Origin of the sequence: Rhodovulum sp. YNF3179 (genome assembly GCF_050586465.1) — a bacterium.
In the GTDB taxonomy this organism is placed as follows: Bacteria; Pseudomonadota; Alphaproteobacteria; order Rhodobacterales; family Rhodobacteraceae; genus CAJXYS01.
In genome coordinates, this window is record NZ_JBOCEG010000006.1 from 34931 (window position 1) to 54596 (window position 19666).

Below are 19666 nucleotides of genomic sequence, written 5' to 3' on the forward strand. Positions count from 1 at the left end.
GGCGGGCTTCGATGCAGGCGACGGTCACGTGTGCCTGCTCTGATGCCGGGTTGGCCTTGCGCCCGGGCGCGATATGGCCACTGTTCTGACGCCGGTTCCCGGGGCGGGGGGAGTGTCCCGAGACCATGCGCGGACCGGCAGCGGGGGCGCTTGGCGGCGCTGTCAATCGGCGGGTTTGCGCCGCCGCAGCATATTCTATTTCCGGGGGTGGACCTGTCCTGTGTCTCCGCGTTACTTAACTTCAGCTAAAGCCGTCCGTCACGAGAGGTAGGGTACTGTCATGTTTCTGGTGTTGTCCTACCTGCTGATCTTCGCCGGCTCGGCGCTGATATGTGCGGTGGTGATCCAGAAGGGCAAGCGCCACAGGGTGCTGTCTGGGCGGGCAACGGACATATCGGCGGTTCAGGCCGCGCATACCGCGCCGACGCCGCGCGTCGGGGGGCTGGGCCTGCTGGCGGGGGTGCTCATATCGATCCCGCTGGCACCGGCGCCGCTGCGCGAGAACTACACGCTGTTCGCGGTTTCGCTGGGTCCGGTCTTCGCGGCCGGCTTCGCCGAGGACCTACGCTTCGCGGTCAAGCCCGCTTGGCGGCTGGCCGCGGCTGTGCTCTCGAGCGTCTTGGCGATCGGCTTGCTCGGCATGTGGATCCCGCGTGTCGGGATCCCGGGGCTTGACGTGCTCGTGGCCTGGGCGCCCGTCGGGATCCTCTTCACCCTGTTCGCGGCGGCCGGGGTCTGTAACGCGTTCAACCTGATCGATGGCCTCAACGGGCTTGCCGCCGGGACCGGCGTGGTCACCGCGGTCGGGCTCGCCGTGATCGCCCGCGCCGCCGGTGACCCCATGATGGCGGAACTGACACTGATGCTTGTCGCCGCCCTGATGGGCTTTCTCGTGTTCAATTTCCCGAAGGGCAGGATTTTCCTTGGTGATGCCGGGGCCTATTCGCTCGGGCACATGCTCGCCTGGTTCGCGATCGTACTGATGGTGCGCGTCGAGACGCTGAGCCCGTGGGCGGTTGTCCTGGTCTTTTTCTGGCCGATCGCGGATACGTTCCTGGCAATCTACCGGCGGCGCCGGGGGCAGCGTCCGGCCGATCAGCCGGACCGGCTCCACTATCACCAGCTGGTCATGCGCGCGCTCGAGATACTCTGGCTTGGGCGTGACAAGCGTCACCTTGCCAACCCGTTGGCCACGGTCGTGATGATGCCGCTCATCATCGCGCCGGTGGCCTCGGGCGTCATCCTCTGGGACAGTCCGCTTGCCGCGTTCCTGGCATTTGTCGGCTATGCGGTTTCCTTCGCGCTCAGCTATGTTCTTGGCCTGCGCCTCGCGCAGTCGCGGCTGTTCCGGCCCGGTGACGGGGCAAATGGCCAAGGCCGCGCTGGCGAGGGGCTGCACGGCAGTTCGGCCTGAGGCGGCAGCGACGCCGCCGGGCCGCGGTTGCGCCCCGCATATCCATCCGCCAGAGAGATCGCCGGGATCCCGGCTCACTCGGACCCGGCGTCTCCGATATCCTCGGCTACGGTCTGCAAGCCGCTGGCGGCGGTCGTGAGTCCCAGGGCCATGCGGAGAACCTCGTTGAACTGCGAGATCGGGCGCTTGCGGATGAAGACGATATCCCCCGGCCGCAACTCGAAGCTCTCGGCCAGCGCGGCGCGCAGCACGTCCCGCATGTCGAGATGGTAGGCGGTAAAGACCCGTCCCGCGCCCCGCAGGACGTAGATGTGGCCGAAATCCGCTTCGTTCGTGGGACGCGCGGCATTGTCGAAGAGCGCTTCGGACAGGGTGGTGCGCTGCACCGGTTGAACCTCGACCCGCGCCGGACGGCCGACCGTGCCGATGACGAGGGCCGTGTTCCGCGCATAGACGAGATCGTCCACGATCACGTGGTCGCCGGGTTTGAGCCAGTACTGGCGGCCGGGCGCATCCAGCAGCACGTCCTGCGCCGAGAGCCGGTATGCGCGGCCATCGCGGTGGAGCCGCACAAGCATGTCCCGGTTGCGGTCGGCCTCCAGCCCCTGCTGGCTGAGGAGACGTCGCAAGTCGAGGCCCTGATCGGTTAGGGTAATTTCGCCGACGCCGGTTGCGCCGACTCGTGTGAAGGTCACGAATTGCGAGTCGAACCGCTCGACCGTGAGTTGGAATGCCGGTTGGCGGGACAGGCGCTCGACGATGATCCGGTCGCCGTCCAGAACAGGGAAGTTGTCGCGGTTCGCGTCCAGCAGCACGCTTCGGGCCCGCATCTGGTAAATCTCGGCGCCACGCTCCAGCCGGACCAGGTAGTCACGGTCGCGGCTCAGGCCCGGGTTGAGCTGTGCCAGCAGCCGGTCCATGGTCAATGGGTCCGTCGTGATCGGCACGAGCCGTGAGCCCAGATCCCCGGTGACCAGTGCGCTCCGCGCCTTGAAGCCGGTCACGTCGACGAGGATCTCGGTGGTCAGCCCGGCACGCAAGGCCTCTTGCGCTATGCGTGGTTGCAGATCGGTCACGGCCAGCCCTGCCACCTCGACCGCGCCGATGTTGAGCAGGGTAACCGTGCCGTCGGTCTTGACCTCGGCCTGGCGGGTCACGAGGCGCTCGGTGGTCATGCCGTCCTCGCTGACCGGGACCATGCGGCTGATCGCAAGGACGTCGCCGGCCCCGATGCGGTAGTCCGGGGAAGCGATCCTGGGGAAAGGACGTTCCATCACCTCGCTGGCCAGGCGGTCCGATGTGCTGACAAGGGCGGCCTCGATCGCGTTGCGCGCGGCCAGCACCGTGCGGCCCGCGACGGTCACCTGCTGACCTTCGGCCAGTTCCACATACCCGCCTTCCGCGACCGTCAGGCTGCGCGAGATCACCTGTTCGCGTTCGATGCCGTCGGCGTCGATCTCGAAGGTCAGGCGATCGAGCCGCAGAACGTCGCCGATCCCGAGCACGTAGTCGAAACGCCTGTTGGCAGGCGGCGGCGCCGGGCGAATGGCATCATCCTCGTTGACGATCCGGGCCGCGCCGCCGTTTGGGCCGGCGAGAACGACCCGGTTTTCGAAGGGGGTGGCGTTGGCGCGGCGCAGGACCTCCGGGGTTATGGCCAGCGCGGTCACCGCGTAATCGGCCTGAACCGTCTCACCGGTCGGGCTGGGACCCTTGAAGCTGGGCTGACGCAGCACGAGATCGCTACATCCCGCCATCAGGACTCCGCTGACCGACAGCACAACAAATATGCGCAACTTCGTCTCCTTCGTCGTCAGGCCAGCACCAGGCCGCCTGGAATTTCGGGGTGGCGGGCGCGAAGCGTGGCGACCGTGGCGGCGTCGTTGCGGGTCGTTTGGCCTGTCTGCGCCAGCACCACGAAACCGGCGCACTCCGCCAGCAGGCTCTCGGTGATCGCGGTGCCCTCTGACGGCGGCGGGCAGAACAGGACCAGCCGGCCGTAATGCGATGCCAGCGTGTGCAGCCTTTTGCGAAGACCGTCGGTTTCGCCCGGCCGGGCCGGCGGATCGGGCCATGCCAGGTCTGGCCCGTCGCCGAGGCTGCAGACCGTCCAACCGGGGCCGTGCGATTGCCGGTCGCCGGGGGGGCTGCCCAGGACGCGCTCCGCGGAGAGGTCGACGAGACAGACGCCGCCCGCCTCTGTGTGCAGGATATCGGCCAGCCCGAGCGCGGCGTTTTTGGCGAGCGGATGAATCCCTGCCGGGATGAGCGCGAGATGTTGCCCCGCCGCCGGGGCGTGCCGGGCCGCCATGTCTGCCAGACCGTGCCGCGGGCAGCCGCGCACCCTGTCGAGCCAGGCGTCGGGGCCGGGGCCGCGAAGCCTTCGGAACCCCGCGTCGAGGTGGACAACATCCGGCATGCCGGTCGCGTCCGCGACCGCCCGCGCCGAGTGCAGGGTGCCTTGCCGCACCGACAGGAGCAGCGCCGCCCCGGTACCGCCGACCGTCCCGAGCACGAGGCCAAGGGCCGCGATGAGCGCCGTGCGCGGTGCGGCCGGTTCGATCGGGGGTATGGCAGTCTCGATCATTTCGCCACTTTCCACGGCAAAGCCCGACGAAAAGGACTCGGTCTCGAACTGCTTGATCATCGCCTCGTAGATCGCCTCGTTGACCTTCAGTTCCCGGCGCAGCTCTTCCAGCTCGGTTGCCGCTTCGGCGTTGTCGCGCGCGTCCTGCTCGAGGCGCGAGATCGAGCGCTCGATCACCTGGTCGCGCGCGGCGAGATCCCGGCGCAGCGCCGCGATCTCAGGCTGCGCGGGCAACCGCCAGCCGGCCTCGTCATTGGGCCAGCCGAGACGGCGGCGAAACTCCAGCGAGGCCGCGATGGGATGAAGTTTCATGAATGCGTCTCGCGCCGCGTTGTCGAAGGTCGCGCCGGATTCGGCCATGCCGGCCAGCGCGGTCAGCGCCGCGCCGGTCTGGGCGATGTCCTCCCGCGTCTTGCGCAGCGAGACGAGTTGCGCGGAGGATTGCGCCAGCTCTTCGGTCGAGCGCAGGTTGTTGGCAAGCGAATAATCCTTCAGCGCCTGGGCTGAGCCGTCGAGCGCGACGCGAACTTCGTAGAGTTCCTGTGCAAAGTAGTCGAGCTTCTCACGCGCCTCCTCGCGGCGCATGCGGAAGAGATCCTCGAGCACCTGCCGCACGACGAGATTCGCGATCTCGGCGGCGCGGTCCGGGTCGGGATGGACGACCGTCAGCGTGATCACCCCGTTATCCTTGAGCTCGATCGTGAGGGCGTCGGCAAATCGAGCCGCGACGGCGGCCGTGATCCGGGCCGGGCCGGGTGGCGGCCCCGGGTCGAGCCCGAGCAGGTCCTTGGCCTGCGCTCGCAGCCCGGGAGGCGCAAGTGTGGGGTTGAAGACCGGGTCCTGATAGAGCCCGGCTGGCGCCGCGATCTTGTCGAGAAACGGCCGCGACAGAATCCGGTCTTCCAGCTTATCGGCCTCTGACGTGCCGCCGCGGCCGACATTGATACCGGCGAGCGAGGCCAATCCGCCAAGATCCCCGAGCGTTGCCGGCTCGGCCTCGTTCAGTTCGAAGCGGGCGCTGGCCTCGAAGACAGGTGTCGCGATCTGCGTCGCGTAGACGATGGCCGCCAGGAAAGAGGCAGAAGCGATCGCCATGACCTTTCCCTTCCGCGCCCAGATGGCGGCGAAGAGTTCGACCAGATCGATTTCGTCATCTGCCTGGGCTGGGGGGATTGATGTCACGACCGCGGCCGTCCTGTACCATTTACGCGCATACCGACTACAGGCCTGTTTCTGCCGTCCGGACCCCGCGATTGCAAGGCATAGTTGCCCCGCTGTACGCGCTGTCGCATGGCGCGATCCGGCAGGCGCCGCTTGCGACGCCGCGGCGCAATGGGGCGGAACGCTGCGTCACGCAATCCTTGCCATGCGTCATGGCCGGGGAATGCCGGAGCCCGCGAAGCGTGCATCGATGCGGTGCATCACTGCATCATGGGGTGTCAACGCTGCGCTTGCCGGTTTCCATCACCGCGCTGGCACATTACTGTGCCACGGTAAGTGGCCCCGCGATCTGCGGGCGGGATTGGCGGGCAGGGTCCGCCGGGGAAGGAGTGCAAGGATGCGCGCATTCGGCTCGCGTATGAAGAGGGTCTGGCTTGGCAGTTCCCTGGCGGTCGCCATGGCCGTCGGAGCCTTCACCGATGCGGCTTCGGCCGACCCGGTGGTCGAGAGTATCGCCCCGCGCCATGCGAATCTCGACACCGGCTACCTTTTGCCCGCGGGCAGTCTCGTGCTGGAATTCGGGTCGCATCAGACGGCGCCGGACACGGGGGCCGGGACCGGAACACAGCTTTACCACGGCGGTATCGACTGGCGCGGTGCGGGACCGTTCCAGTTCGGCGTCGACGCGCAGGTCTTCGACGATCCGCCGATCTCCGCGATCCGGGGATCCACGGAAAACGTCACCTTGCTCGGCTTCGGGGCCAACGTGAAGTACCAAATCCGCGGCGATGCGCGGATGAGCGTCTCGGCGCTCGCCGGGCTGGAATATTTCGCGATCGAGCCGGACGCGACCGCGGGGGATGACTGGGTGCACGGGGCGGCGGCGACGCTGAAACTGCCGGCGAGTTTCCAGCTCAGCCCGGAGCTGCATCTTCACCTTGTCCCCGGTGTCACGTTTTTCCCGGACAGCCTCGAGGGCTACGAATTCTTCGGCACCAACGCGCATATGGGCGCCGGTCTCACCTGGCAGCCGACCCCGCGGCTCCAGGCTTATGGCGGCGTCACGGGCAGTTTCGGGCCGGGCGGCAATACGGTGACCGCCAACGGCGGCATCGACCGCACGCCCGTCTGGACGGCGGGGCTGCGCTATGCCGTGACGCCGCGTGTCGCGCTCGACGCCTTTGCGACGAACGGGCTCGGGATGTCTCCGGCCACCGATCTGGTGACGCTCTTTCCGGGTGGTGACGAGGCTCTCTTCGGCCTGAAACTCACCTATGCACCCGGCGCCCAGGGCAGCCAGCGCCAGGCCTACGGGGCCGATCCGCTGGCGCCGGTGACGCCGCGCGACCGCCAGCTGGCGCGTGACGGCTTCACCCTGTCGAGCGCCGATACGCTGAGCCCGGGCGAGGCCCGGGCCGCGCTCGGCGGCGGGACGGATGACAATGCCGCACTCGCCCTGCAATTCAGCCCGGATCACGCGATCCAGCTCGAGGCGCTGGTCGAGGACTACGCCGAGGATGGCAGCGTCGGGCCGGACCGCAACCCGAGCGAGGATGCCCGCTACATGTTCGGCGGGCGACTGCAGCTTCTGGACCAGAATAACGGGGACGCGGTTTCGCTCTCGGCGCGGCTCCTGGCCGGGCGCGATATCGAGCGGCCGACGACCGGCGTGCTGTTCGGCGGCCTCTCCGCCAGCCGCGAGATCGGCGCGGCGACGGCGGTCACGGTCAACCCGCGCTTTGCCGTCTTCGGCGACGAGGAAATCGGCGGCCTCGGGTTGGGCCTGAATCACGTCATTGGCCGAAACTGGCAACTGATCGGCGAGATCACCCCCGTCACGGGCGGGGAAGAGGCGGTCTGGGCCGCGGGCGCGCGCTATGCGCTGGACGGCATGCCGGCGAGCCTCGATCTTTTCGCGACCAATGCCATCGGACGCCACGGACTCGGCACGCTCGTCGCGCAGGACAGCACCCGCATCGGCCTCGGCGTAAGCTTCGAGACCCGGCTTTTCAGGAACTGAAGCCTGCGTTTCATGGATCGCGCCCTTCTGCGGGCGTGGCCGGGACGGAATGACCGGGGTGTCATCTCTGCCCCGATGAAGGATTCGACAGGCTGACGTGTGACGCGGTCCCGTGGTGCCGGTCCTTTCAATTCGCAAATGCATGGAAATCCAGTCCAATCGTCCTGAAATGGAGGCACGGTCATTTCGAAATCTGACTGATTAGGATTGTTCCGAATAGTTAATGCGGGTAGGACCTTCAGGAAAATCCAGAGGCTGCCGGGCATGAACGAGATCCAGAATACGGACGACGACGAAATCGATCTGGTGGAGCTTTTCGCGGCGCTGGCCGCGCAGAAACTGCTGATCGCCGCGATCGCTTTGGTCGCCGTTCTCCTGTCCGGGGTCTATGCATTCCGGATTGCCGAACCGGAATACACCGCGGAAACGGTCTTCTCGGTCGCACGCGAGAGCGGCCCTTCGCTGCCGTCTTCGGCCCAGGGCCTGGCGGCGCTGGCCGGCCTAAATGTCGGCGGCGGCGAGAACACGCTGGTGTTCGAACGGCTCGAAGGGCGCGATTTCATTCTCGCCTCGGCTGAACCCCTCGGGCTCTACCAGGACCCGGTTTTCAATCCCGCGCTCACGCCGCCCGGCCTGAAATCGCGGATAATCGCGGGTATTCTCGGGAACGAACTGGAAACCCCTACGGCTGCCAAGATCGACGAGGCTTTGGTCAGCCGTTTCCGCGAGCGGGTGGTGGCCAGCGAAACGGAAAACGGCGCCACCGAACTGACCGTCACGCATCCGGATGCAGAACGTGCGGCGCTTATCGCGAACATGACCGCCGAGCGGCTGTTCGAGGCGATCGAAGCCGATGAGCTGGCGCGGGCCCGGCGGCAGCTGGACTATTTTTCCGATCAGCTGCTCGAGGTGCAATCCGATCTCGACGCGGCACTCGCGGCGGCGCAGGACTTCGCGGTGCGCTCAAACATCGCCTCTGAAGAGGAACTGGCGCGGAAATCCTCGCAATTGGTGAATCTGCGCGAGAACCGCAGCACCGTGCGCGCGCAACTTGCCGCGCTCGACGAGTTCAGCGCGATGTTGGCGGGGGGCGATGCCTTGTCCGAAATGCAGGTGCGCCGCCTCCAGGAACGCCTGCCCGTCGCCGAAAGCGCCGAGTTCCTGCGCACGCTTGGCGACGACGCGATCCGGGGTGATTGGCCGCGCGTCTCGGCCGAGGACGTGGAAGTGGCACGATCTGCGCTGTCGGAGCGTCTGCAGCGGATCGAGCGCAGTATCGGCGCGCTCCGCAAGGAGGCCGAGCAGGCGGCGGAGGAAGCCGCCGAAAGCACCCGGCTCGAGCGGGACGTCAAAATCGAAGAGACGACCTACGAGCTGGTGCTGGAGCAGTTCCGCCGCGCCGATTTCGCCAGCGGGTTCGAGGACGCCACGGGCGAGGTCTACAGCCGGGCCGCGCCGCCGCTGGCGCCGTCGGAACCGCGCAAGGCCCTGATCCTGGCGCTCGGTATGGTGCTCGGACTTGTCTCGGGGTCGGGGATCGCGCTGGTGCGGATGAGCATGAGCGGCCGGCTCTACACGGGCCGCGCGCTGCGCGACAGCCTGTCCCGCGAGGTCTCGGTCGTGGGGGGGCAATTCCTGGCGCGCCTGAAGGGGCGCGGCTGGGCGCAACTGGCCCGCCGCGCCGCGCAGCTGGACGACGTCGAGGCGTCGGAGTTCTGTTTCTCTCTCCAGCAGCAGGAGGCGCGACGGATCATCGTCACCGCCCTCGATGGCCCGCGGCAGGGGGGCGGGCTGGCGGCGCTGCTGGCAGACCGGTTGCCCGCCCCGGGCGAGCGCACGCTGATTTTCGACACCGAGGGTGTGATCCGGGGCGATGACGCTGGGACGGCGACCGACCTGGAAGGCATCCGGCGCTACGGCCTGGCCGCGGACTGTGATCTCTACAGGATAGATGCCGGCGACCGCGACCCCGGCCGGGTGTTCCTCGATCCGGGATTCCGCGCCGCGCTGCCGGCCGCGGTTGCGGATTACGACCGCGTCATATTCCTCTTGCCGCCGCTGCGGCGGGGCAAGTTTTTCGTCGAGGCCCTAGCCGATCACGCCGATGCACTTGTTGCAGTCGCGCGACTGGGTGTGGCCCGTCGGCCCGAACTGGACAAATTGTCTTTGCTTGCGCGAGAGGCTTCGATGCATACCTACCTCGTCACCCAACGGAGGTAACCACCTTGTTGCGCGCGCTTTCGATCGGTCTCGTCTGTCTTGGGCTTCAGGGATGCGGTGTGCTTTACATACCGCAGGCGCTGGACACGTCCGAGGCCGATACCGCCGACGCAGTCGCCGTTGACGTTGATTTCGTGGCGCTGAGCGAAGACGTCGTGATGCAGGCCAACCAGACGCCCTTTGCACGGCGGATCGTGCAGGGTGGCGACCTGGCCGGGCCCGCCCGCTTCGTGACAGAGAGCCAGGCCATCCGCGAACGCATGCCCGTCGGCGCCGAGCCGGACGTCTACACGATCGGGGTTGGGGATGTGCTGACCTTCTCGCGCATCGGAGTCCGGGTCTCGGACCAAGGGCAGATGGTCGATACCGTGCTGACCCGCGAATTGCCCGTGCTGCCGGGGGGCTATATCAGCCTGCTCGAGGTCGGCCGCGTCTATGTCGAGGATCTCACTATCCGCGATGCCCAGGACAGCGTGAGCGAGGCGATCCTCCGCGCTGGCGAAGACCCGCGCTTCGAGCTTTCGATCACGGGCTTCAACTCTCAAAAGGTGCTCGTCGGTGGCGAGGTTTCGGAGCCGGGCGCGTACCCAGTGACCAGCCGGCCGCTGCGCCTGTCCGAACTTCTCCTGATTGCGGGTGTCGGGAACGGCGAGAAATCCGCGGATGGTGGCGAGACCAGCGCGCCCACCGCCAAGCCGACCTACCTGGTGCGGCTGCTGCGCGGGGACACGGAATACCGCAGCTCGGTGGAGCGGATCCTGCAGCGCCGCGGGACGGGTGCGGTCTATCTCAGGCCCGACGACAAGATCCTCGTCGAGCGGCTCACCTATCGTCCGGAACATGTTCTGATCGCCGGCGAGGTCAGCCAGCAGCAGATCTTCCCGATCAATGCCGATACACGTCCGAGCCTCGCGACGGCGCTTTACGCCACTGGGGCGATCGACCTCGAGAACTCGAACCCCGCGCAGATCTATCTGTTCCGGGGACGTGAGCCGGTCACGGCCTATCATCTCGACGCCTCGGACCCGCTGCGGCTCTCTCTCGCGTCGGAATTCGAGCTGCGGCCGGATGATATCGTCTTCATCGCCGCGCAACCGCTGACCAACTACAACCGTACGCTGCGCCGGCTTCTCGGGACCTACGAGCTGTCCAACGTGATCGAAGATTGATCTTCGGCCTGGCGGGCGCTAGGCCCTGATCCATCAGTATCTTGGTCAGGGCGGAACGGTCGGTATGCGCAGGATCTTCATCACCGGAACCGCAGGGTTCATCGGCTTCCATCTCGCGCGGCGCCTGCTGGAGCAGGGGCACCGGGTCTTCGGCTATGATGCGCTGACCGATTACTACGACGTCACGCTGAAAGAGCGGCGCCACGCCCTGCTCGACGGCCATGACGGGTTCTCGGCCACCGTGGCGCGGCTCGAGGACATGGAGGCGCTGTCCGGCGCGGTGGCGCAGGCCCGGCCGGACGTGATCGTGCATCTCGCCGCGCAGGCCGGGGTGCGCTACAGCCTCGAGAACCCGCGCGCCTATGTCGAGACCAACGTCACCGGCACCTTCAACCTGCTCGAATGCGCGCGCGAGCGCGGGGTCGACCACCTGCTCCTGGCCTCGACGTCCAGCGTCTACGGCGCCAATACCGAGATGCCCTTCGCCGAGACCGACAAGGCCGATACGCAGATGACGATCTACGCCGCCACCAAGAAGGCGACGGAATCCATGGGCCACGCCTATGCCCATCTCCACGGCATCCCCACGACGATGTTCCGCTTCTTCACGGTCTACGGGTCCTGGGGACGGCCGGACATGGCGCCGCACCGGTTCGCCTCTGGCATTTTCGCGGGGCGGCCGATCGACATCTACAATCACGGCGAGATGTACCGGGACTTCACCCATGTCGGCGATCTGGTGGAAGGCATCGACCGGCTGATCGACGCGATCCCCGAAGGCCCGGCCGGGCGCGACGCCATCGCGGCGGGTGACAGCCTCAGCCACGTGGCGCCCTTTCGCATCGTGAATATCGGCAATGCCGGCAAGGTGAAGCTGATGGATTTCGTGGCCGCGCTCGAAGAGGCCGCGGGCCGACCCGCGGTCAAGAACTTCATGGAGATGCAGAAGGGCGACGTGCCCGCGACCTGGGCGGACGTTTCGCTGCTGGAACGGCTGACCGGGTTCCGCCCCAACACCGATATCCGCGACGGCGCGGCCGAGTTCATCGCCTGGTACCGGGACTATTACGGGGTCTGACCGCCGCGCCCTGCGGGACAGCCCCGCGGCTTTCCCTTGAAATCGGGCGCCGTAACCGGGGCGGACATGCGGTGCGATTCCGCTCCCATTTCCCTTTCCGGTTTTCGAAATTCTTGGAAATCCCGAGATTTGGCGGGAAATCCTTTTGCGTTGACAGCCCGGAATACAACCTTAAGGTTATATTACAACCTAAGGGGGAATCGCGCATGCCGCTTTACAGAAAGATTGAAAGGGCTGCCCTGATCCTTTCCGCCTTTTTCAGCGGCTTTTTCCTGGGTGCGCTGGAATTCGAGGCGGCGTTGGCCGCGCTGGCGCTGCGCCCGGCGGTGTCGCTGGTGATTTCCGTGGCCGATACGTTCTGCGCGGCCTTCACGGGCCGCCACATCGTCGTCGTGCCGCCCAGCTACTGGCAGGGGGAGACCTGAGCCCGCCCTCAGTTCGTCGCGACCAGGGCGTTCCCGATCGGGGCGACGTGACGGATCACCAGGATTTGCGGCATGAGCCCGCTCGGCGGCTCGTTGCAGGGCGTGAAGGTATGCGAGGACGAGATGCTGATATTGCCACTGGCGTGGAAGCTGGTGCCGGCATGCTCGTAGACCGACGCCGAGGAGGACGCCGCGATGTTGATGTCGTTGTCCACCATGAACGCCACGTTCGAGGCGGTGAAGCTTGCCGGAACCTTCAGCGGGCTGACCGCCATGATATAGCTCTTGTTCGCGGCGGCGCAGGTATCGGCCTGGCCCGACAGGGTCCCGGCGCGCGCGCCCGAGTCCGCCGTGATGGTGGGATTCGAGCTGGCGCGGGTCGAGATGACGAGCGACCGGCTGACATCGGCATCCGACCCGAAATGCACCGCGCAATTGGTCACGATGGCCACGTTGCGCAACGCGTTGCCGCCGTTGGATGAATCGAGAACGATCTCGGAGTTGCCGCCCGAGCCGTTATCGATGCAGGAGACTTCATATGTAAGGCCTTGCGGGATATGCGTCATGCTCGTGAACTCGCTACGGGTCAAAGTGACCACGTCACCGACGTCCAGTGTCGAGCTGTCTATTCCCGTATCCGCCGTGAACTGGCTCAGCTCGGATGAGTTCAATGGCGCATCGCCCATCTTCTCGGCATAGAACGCGTCGCGGACCGGGTAGGTGACGGGCTCGCCGTCGACGAGCGGTGGGCCCGTGAATGCCTGTACCTTGTCCGCAATAAAGACGCCGAGATCCGGCAGCAGCAGATTGGTCTCGAAGGCCGCGGCTTCCGAGCCGGGGTTCGCCTCGTCGGTGCACTTGCTGCCGCAATCGTCGAGGTCCGGCATGCTCAGTCCGGCGCCGACCTCGAAGCTGTTCTGCTGCGGCATCCACACCTCGTCCTGGCTGTGCAGGCAGTAGCCGGCGCCGATGGTCTGTGAAGACGACAGGTGAATCTGGCCCTGGGCGTAAAACCCGTCGGTGCTGGAACATTTCCGGTGCGGGACGACCGCGGCGACGCCCGTCACCTGCATGTTCCAGGCCGGCACATCCGTATCGCCCTGCGTGGCGAGGGCCGCGACGCGAAGCATGAGCGTGCGCACGGCGTTGCCCACAAGACCGTCCCGATGCAGCGTGACGCCGACGGCATTGGTGGTGCCCCCGGTCTTGGCCGTGTTCGTGACGTCGTCGTATTCCAGCAGAACGACGTCTGAATTCGCATCGTAGATCAACGGCCCGAAAACGGATTGCGGCATGTTGTAGGCCACCGCGTCGACGGACGTCTGGTGCACGGTGGCGTTGTCCGCACCCCGCGCGATCTGCACGACCCCGGCATGCGCCGCCACGTCGGCCGTCTGCTGCAGCTGCTGCTGGTTGCGCCACGCGTTCGTTCCGTCGACGGCGAAGCCGGCCAGCACGAAGCAGAGGATCAGCCAGAAGAGCGCAAAAACGGTGCCGGCGCCCCGCTCGTCCGTTGCGAACCGTTCGACCGCGTGGGCGCCGCGGGAGGGAAGTGGGGAGGGTGTCATCAGAGAGGCTCCATGGCCTGCGAGACAACCGCGTTGATGTCGTAGTTGGTTGCCAGGCCGAATGCGTTGAAGGTGGCAATCTGGTTGGCCGGGACCGAGACGAGCACCGTCACGGTGTCCGTGCCGATCGTGACGTCCGTGGTCGGCGTCACCCCGGTCAGGCTGGCGCGCGCTGCCGCATAGGATTCCGCCGCGCTCTCGTCCATGGCGTGTCGCGCCACCAGCCGGGCGGTGTCGCGCGCGACGCTCCAGTAGTTCGACTGGGTCATGAACAGCATGCTGACATCGACCGTCAGCACCAGCAGCGCCGCGAAGAAGGGCAGCCAGAGTGCAAACTCGATCGTCACGCTGCCGTCGTCGTCGCGTTTCAGCGATCCGATCCGCGTTCGGAATTTCGTCAGGGCTTTCATTTTTTTCATCCCGCTGGACGCCCGGTTAGCAGGCCGCCCGGACCCCGGCGCCGCGTGGGGGCGCCGGCGCCCGCATCTTGGCAGCCTGCGGGTTCACCATCGGCTCTTGTCTCAGACCTTGATGGCAAAATTGGGGTGAAAGCGTGACCTTTCGCGCCCTTGCCGGGCGCGGCACCGCCCGGCGCGCGGCGATGCAGGGCGGGAAAACCGCCGTAGTTTCCGGTCGTTGCATGAATCGCTCCCCTTGACCTCGATCAATGACGGGCCCGGCGGGTTGCTGTTTTGTCGGGCTCTGAGAAGATGCGCCCATCCGCGCCTTCGACCCGGGAGAGAAACATGCGAGTCTGGACTCTGCTGGCGGCCGGCATGGCGGCTGCGCTGGGGCAGGTGGCTCAGGGCGAGACCCTGGCCGTCGCCCCGCAGGAAATCGTGGAATGGAAGGCCGTCTACGGCCAGGTGGAGACCCGCGACCGGGTGCCCGCACGTGCACGGATCGGCGGCACCGTCGTCACGCTGCAGGTGAGCGAGGGCGACACCGTCGAGGCCGGCGCGCGCATCGCCGTGGTCGAGGACGACAAGCTCGCCTTCCGGCTCGATTCCATCGATGCTCGCCTCGAGGCGCTGGAGGCCCGCCTCGAAACCGCGCGCGCGGACCTGGATCGCGGCGAACAGCTGCTGGAACGCGGTGTCATCACCAGCCAGCGTCTCGATCAGCTCCAGACCGAGGTCGACGTCATCGAGGGCGAGATCCGCAGCCTGGAATCCGACCGGCTCGTCGTCGAGCAACAAGTGGCGGAGGGCGCGGTCCTGTCGCCCGATGCCGGCGTGGTGCTGTCCGTTCCGCTGTCCCGCGGGTCGGTGGTCACGCCGGGCGAGGCCGTCGCCGAGATCGGCGGTGGCGGCGTTTTCCTGCGCCTGGCCGTCCCCGAACGCCACGCCGGCAGCCTGGCCGAGGGCGATCCGATCGAGATCGCGGCCGGGCCGAACGGCGCCAGCCGCACCGGCCGGCTGGCAAAGATCTATCCGCAGATCGAGGGCGGTCGCGTGCAGGCCGATGTTGAGGTCGAGGGCCTGGACGACCGCTTCATAGGCCGCCGTGTTCCGGTGCGCCTGCCGGTCGACAGCCGCATGGCGCTGCTGGTGCCCGAAGCCGCGCTGGGCCAACGCGGCGGGCTCGATTTCGTCACGGTCGAGACGGAGGCCGGGGCGCAGCTGCGCCGGACGGTGGTGCCCGGCGAGACGATCATGCAGGACGGCGCCGCGTGGCGCGAGATCCTGACCGGTCTCGCCGCCGGCGACCGCGTGGTGATCGACGATGAGTGAGACCGGGCAGGAATCGACCGGGCCGCTGGGACTCGCCGGGCATCTGACCCGCGCCTTCATCCGGTCGCCGCTGACGCCGCTTCTCCTGCTGGCCTCGCTGGCCGTGGGCATGATCGCGCTGGTCAGCCTCCCGCGCGAGGAGGAGCCGCAGATATCCGTGCCGCTCGTCGATATCCACGTCCGCGCCGACGGGCTGAAGGCCGAGGACGCGGTCAAGCTGGTAACCGAACCGCTGGAGACCATCGTCAAGGGGATCGACCAGGTCGAGCATGTCTATTCCGACACGCGCGATGATCAGGTGATGGTGACCGCGCGCTTCGAGGTGGGCCTGTCTTCGGATACGGCGATCCTGCGCGTGCGCGACAAGATCCTCTCGAACATGGACCGTATCCCGGTCGGCATCCCCGAGCCGCTCGTCGTCGGGCGGGGCATCAACGACGTCGCCATCGTGGCGCTGACCTTCGCGCCCGAGCCGGGGCAGGGCGCCATCGGTGCGGCAGACCTGACCCGCATCGCCCGCGAGGTGGAGGTCGAACTGGCCAAGATCCAGGATGTCGGTCTCACCTATCTCGTGGGCGCGACCGCCGAGGCGCTGCGGATCGCCCCCGACCCGGAGCGGCTGGCGCTCTACGGCGTGACGCTCCAGCAGCTTGCGGGCAAGGTGCAGGGGGCCAACAGCGCCGCGCCCGCGGGCGATCTGCGCGACGCGGGCGAACAGATCGGGCTGGTGATCGGCAAGACGCTCTCCACGCCGGCCCAGATCGGCAACCTGGAGCTGACCACCCGCGACGGGCGCACCGTCTATGTCCGTGACGTGGCCGATGTGGCCTTCGTCAGCGATCTCGACGAGCACCATGTCGCCACGCTGAGCCGGGGCGACGACGGCGAGATCACCCGCCGCCCCGCGGTGACGCTGGCCCTGGCCAAGCGCGCCGGCGCGAACGCCGTGACCGTGGCCGAGGAGATCCTGCACCGCGTCCACGAGATGGAAGGCGGGCTGATCCCCGACAGCATCGCGGTCGAGATCACCCGCGATTACGGCGAGACCGCGAACGAGAAGGCGAACGAGCTTCTCTTCCATCTCGGGCTGGCGACCGTGTCCATCGTGGGGCTGGTGCTGCTGGCGATCGGTTGGCGCGAGGCGGTGGTGGTCGCCATCGTCATCCCGGTCACCATCCTGCTGACGCTCTTCGCGGCCTGGGTCATGGGCTACACGCTCAACCGCGTGTCGCTGTTCGCGCTGATCTTCTCCATCGGGATCCTGGTCGACGACGCGATCGTGGTGATCGAGAACATCGCCCGCCACTGGGCCGAGAAGCGCGAAGGGCGCAGCGCCTTCGGCGCCGCCGTCGCGGCCGTCGCCGAAGTCGGCAACCCGACCATCGTGGCGACCCTGACGGTGGTGGTGGCGCTCTTGCCGATGCTCTTCGTCTCCGGCCTGATGGGCCCCTACATGAGCCCGATCCCGGCCAACGCCTCGGCGGCGATGATCTTTTCCTTCTTCGTGGCGGTGATGATCACGCCCTGGCTGATGCTCAAGATCGCGGGCCCCGCCCATGCCGCGCAGCATGCCGAGGGCGCGGGCGGGTTCCCCGGCGGGCGGCTCGGGCGCTTCTACGCGGCGCTGGCGCGGCCGCTGCTGAAGGGCAAGGGGCGCAGCGCGCTCTTCCTCGTCATTGTGGCGGTGCTGTCCTTCGGGGCGCTGGGCGCGCTTTATACCCGCGACGTGACGGTCAAGCTCCTGCCCTTCGACAACAAGTCCGAGCTGTCCGTGGTCATCGACCTGCCCGAGGGCGCCGCGGTCGAGGCGACGGACGCGGTGGCGCAGCAGGCCGCCCGCATCGCGCTCGACCTGCCGGAGGTCGTCTCGGCGCAGACCCATGCCGGCACCTCGGCGCCCTTCAACTTCAACGGGCTCGTGCGCCATTACTACCTGCGCCAGATGCCCGAGCAGGGCGAGGTCCAGGTGAATCTGGACGCCAAGCACCACCGTGACCGCACCAGCCACGAGATCGCGCTGGAACTGCGCGAGAAGCTCCGCGGGATCGACGTGCCGAAGGGCACCGTGCTCAAGGTGGTGGAGCCGCCCCCGGGCCCGCCGGTGATCTCCACCCTGCTGGCCGAGATCTACGGCCCCGACGCCGAGACGCGCCGCGCGGTCGCGCGCAAGGTGCGCGCGGCCTTCGAGGACGTGCCCTATGTCGTCGACGTGGACGACAGTTTCGGCGAGCGGCCGCGCCGGCTGCGCGCCGAGTTGAAGGCCAGCGATCTCGACTTTTTCCGGGTGCAGGAGCGCGACGCGCTGGAAACGCTGCGGCTGCTGAACGGCTCAAGCACGGTGGGCTATTCCCATCGCGGCGAGGGCCGGCGCCCGATCCCGATCGTGATGGCCCGCGCACGGGGCGCGCGGGTGATGGACGAGACCGCGCTCTCGACGCCGGTGCCGGCCAACGCGCTGCCCGGCGGGCGCGGGGTGGTCGAGCTGGGCGACGTGGTCGCCATCGCCGAGGAACGCGCCTCCTACCCGATCTTCCGCCACAACGGCTATAACGCGGTGATGGTCACGGGCGAGCTGGCCGGGGAGTTCGAGGCGCCGCTCTACGGCATGCTGGCCGTGGCCGACCGGCTCGACGCGATGGACTGGCCCGAAGGGCAGAAGCCGGAGATCCGGCTCAACGGCCAGCCCGAGAGCGTGGCCGCGCCGGTCCTGCTCTGGGACGGGGAATGGGAAGTGACCTGGGTCACGTTCCGCGACATGGGCGCGGCCTTCGCGGTGGCGCTGCTGGGCATCTACATCCTCGTCGTGGCGCAGTTCGGCTCCTTCCGGCTGCCGCTGGTGATCCTGACGCCGGTGCCGCTCACCTTTCTCGGGATCATGGGCGGGCACTGGCTCTTCGGGGCGCCGTTCTCGGCCACCTCGATGATCGGCTTCATCGCGCTGGCGGGCATCATCGTGCGGAACTCGATCCTGCTGGTCGATTTCATCCGCCATGCCGACCCCGAGCGCCGGGTCACGGTCGAGATCCTGATCGAGGCGGGCGCGACGCGGTTCAAGCCGATCCTGCTGACCGCCATCGCGGCGATGATCGGCGCGGCGGTGATCCTGGCCGACCCGATCTTCCAGGGGCTGGCGATCTCGCTCCTGTTCGGGCTGCTCTCCTCGACCGCGCTGACGGTCCTGGTGATCCCGGCGATCTACCGTCTCTTCAAGACCTGAGGGGCGGTGACGCAGCGCCACAATCGTGCTCCCCCGCCGGCCGGGTCCGGCGGGGGCTGCAGGCAGCGCCCAATTCCTGCCATATTTCGAATCGTTTCGGGGTGATTCTCTCCGTTTCAGGGGGCTAATTGCTTCCAGGGCAGGAATTTACCGTTCGCGCTTCGGAATTATATCAATAATACAATCTGTTTTGTTTCCTAAAGAGATCGAAATTCCACTTAAGATTGCCAATCTCGACAACTTTAACGCGAAATCTCAAGATCATTTAGACAGCCGATCCGAAAGTAGGCATAATTGTGGCGATTTCGGGTCAGAATTAGACATAAGTGTGACCCGATTGATTTCGAATTCTTTTCCAGAGAGGTGGAAAAATGGTCCGGTATAAACTTTTCGCTCTCGCGGCCTCCGCCGGATGCGCGGCCCTGATCGCGGGCACGACGCAAGCGCAGGCGCAGCAGCAATATAACCTTTGCGACATCGAGAACGTCCCGGCGGCCTTCATCGAGCGGCTCCGGGATCGCCCTGATTTCAATGCCATCGCACAGCGGGTGGCGAATAGCTGCCCAGGGAACCTCGAGGCGCTGACCGGTACGGCGACGGCCTCGATCGGCGGCGGCGCGGCCAGTGGTGGCGGCAGCGGCGACGAGTACAATCTCTGTGACATCGAGGAAGTTCCCGAGGACGTGCGTGCCCGCGTGCGCGGCCGTGCCGACTTCGACGAGATCCTGCTTCAGATGACCGAGGTCTGCGGCGACGCGGCCCTGATCTTGGCCGAGGGGCCGACGGCCTCCATCGCACAGGCCTTTTCCGGTCGCCGGACTCCGGAGCCAAACGAAAATATTGGCGGGATCGGCGTTCAGGCGAATGGCGGCGGTGGCAACGGCGGTCAGAGCGACGAGGGTGAAGGGCCTACCGGCGAAGATGACGTCGATATCGATATTGGTGGCGAAGACGACGTTCAGAGTGAGCAGTCTGAGCAGTCTGAGCAGTCTGAGCAGAGTGAGCAGTCTGAGCAGAGTGAGCAGTCTGAGCAGAGTGAGCAGAGTGAGCAGTCTGAGCAGAGTGAGCAGTCTG

General features: G+C 67.0%; 13 protein-coding genes. 9 read left to right on the forward strand and 4 right to left on the reverse strand.

Features of this window, described 5'->3' with window-relative positions; translation table 11 throughout:
• Positions 1 to 280 precede the first annotated feature (280 nt).
• Positions 281 to 1414 carry a glycosyltransferase family 4 protein gene (locus ACQ5SP_RS11805; protein WP_430938579.1) on the forward strand — a complete coding sequence of 378 codons (1134 nt, stop codon included), beginning with the start codon at positions 281 to 283 and terminating at the stop codon, positions 1412 to 1414.
• Between the two features lie 74 nt (positions 1415 to 1488).
• Here ACQ5SP_RS11805 and ACQ5SP_RS11810 read toward each other — a convergent pair whose 3' ends face one another.
• Both ACQ5SP_RS11810 and ACQ5SP_RS11815 read right to left on the reverse strand, forming a co-directional pair.
• Complete coding sequence (locus tag ACQ5SP_RS11810) at positions 1489 to 3210, reverse strand: polysaccharide biosynthesis/export family protein (RefSeq protein WP_430938580.1); 1722 nt, start codon at positions 3208 to 3210, stop codon at positions 1489 to 1491.
• 17 nt (positions 3211 to 3227) lie between these two features.
• Complete coding sequence (locus tag ACQ5SP_RS11815; RefSeq protein WP_430938581.1) at positions 3228 to 5183, reverse strand: GumC family protein; 1956 nt, start codon at positions 5181 to 5183, stop codon at positions 3228 to 3230.
• A 376-nt stretch (positions 5184 to 5559) separates the two neighbouring features.
• On the opposite strand from ACQ5SP_RS11815, the gene ACQ5SP_RS11820 reads away from it, so the two are divergent.
• The 5 genes from ACQ5SP_RS11820 (at position 5560) to ACQ5SP_RS11840 (ending at position 12074) form a co-directional block, all read left to right on the forward strand.
• Positions 5560 to 7182 (forward strand): hypothetical protein, encoded by a 1623-nt coding sequence (locus ACQ5SP_RS11820; protein WP_430938582.1) that lies wholly within the window; start codon positions 5560 to 5562, stop codon positions 7180 to 7182.
• 264 nt (positions 7183 to 7446) lie between these two features.
• Positions 7447 to 9402, forward strand: a complete 1956-nt coding sequence (locus ACQ5SP_RS11825; RefSeq protein WP_430938583.1) for a GumC family protein — start codon at positions 7447 to 7449, stop codon at positions 9400 to 9402.
• 59 nt (positions 9403 to 9461) lie between these two features.
• Positions 9462 to 10571, forward strand: a complete 1110-nt coding sequence (locus ACQ5SP_RS11830; RefSeq protein ID WP_430938584.1) for a polysaccharide biosynthesis/export family protein — start codon at positions 9462 to 9464, stop codon at positions 10569 to 10571.
• A gap of 64 nt (positions 10572 to 10635) precedes the next feature.
• Complete coding sequence (locus ACQ5SP_RS11835) at positions 10636 to 11649, forward strand: SDR family NAD(P)-dependent oxidoreductase (RefSeq protein ID WP_430938585.1); 1014 nt, start codon at positions 10636 to 10638, stop codon at positions 11647 to 11649.
• A gap of 206 nt (positions 11650 to 11855) precedes the next feature.
• Entirely contained in the window at positions 11856 to 12074 is a 219-nt protein-coding gene (locus tag ACQ5SP_RS11840) for a hypothetical protein (protein WP_430938586.1), read from the forward strand.
• Positions 12075 to 12082: 8 nt separating this feature from the next.
• Here ACQ5SP_RS11840 and ACQ5SP_RS11845 read toward each other — a convergent pair whose 3' ends face one another.
• On the reverse strand, positions 12083 to 13642 hold the full coding sequence (locus ACQ5SP_RS11845; RefSeq protein WP_430938587.1) for a pilus assembly protein TadG-related protein: 1560 nt from the start codon (positions 13640 to 13642) through the stop codon (positions 12083 to 12085).
• A complete protein-coding gene (locus tag ACQ5SP_RS11850; protein ID WP_430938588.1) occupies positions 13642 to 14052 on the reverse strand; it encodes a TadE/TadG family type IV pilus assembly protein in 411 nt (136 codons plus the stop codon). Before ACQ5SP_RS11850 ends, ACQ5SP_RS11845 begins: the two co-directional genes overlap by 1 nt.
• 366 nt (positions 14053 to 14418) lie before the next feature.
• Between ACQ5SP_RS11850 and ACQ5SP_RS11855 the strand changes: the two genes are divergently transcribed.
• The 3 genes from ACQ5SP_RS11855 to ACQ5SP_RS11865 all read left to right on the forward strand — a co-directional run.
• Entirely contained in the window at positions 14419 to 15375 is a 957-nt protein-coding gene (locus ACQ5SP_RS11855) for an efflux RND transporter periplasmic adaptor subunit (protein WP_430938834.1), read from the forward strand.
• Complete coding sequence (locus tag ACQ5SP_RS11860) at positions 15368 to 18592, forward strand: efflux RND transporter permease subunit (protein ID WP_430938589.1); 3225 nt, start codon at positions 15368 to 15370, stop codon at positions 18590 to 18592. The genes ACQ5SP_RS11855 and ACQ5SP_RS11860 overlap by 8 nt, the downstream gene beginning before the upstream one ends.
• Before the next feature lie 371 nt (positions 18593 to 18963).
• Positions 18964 to 19666: hypothetical protein (locus tag ACQ5SP_RS11865; protein ID WP_430938590.1), on the forward strand; the 703-nt coding region annotated here is incomplete at its 3' end.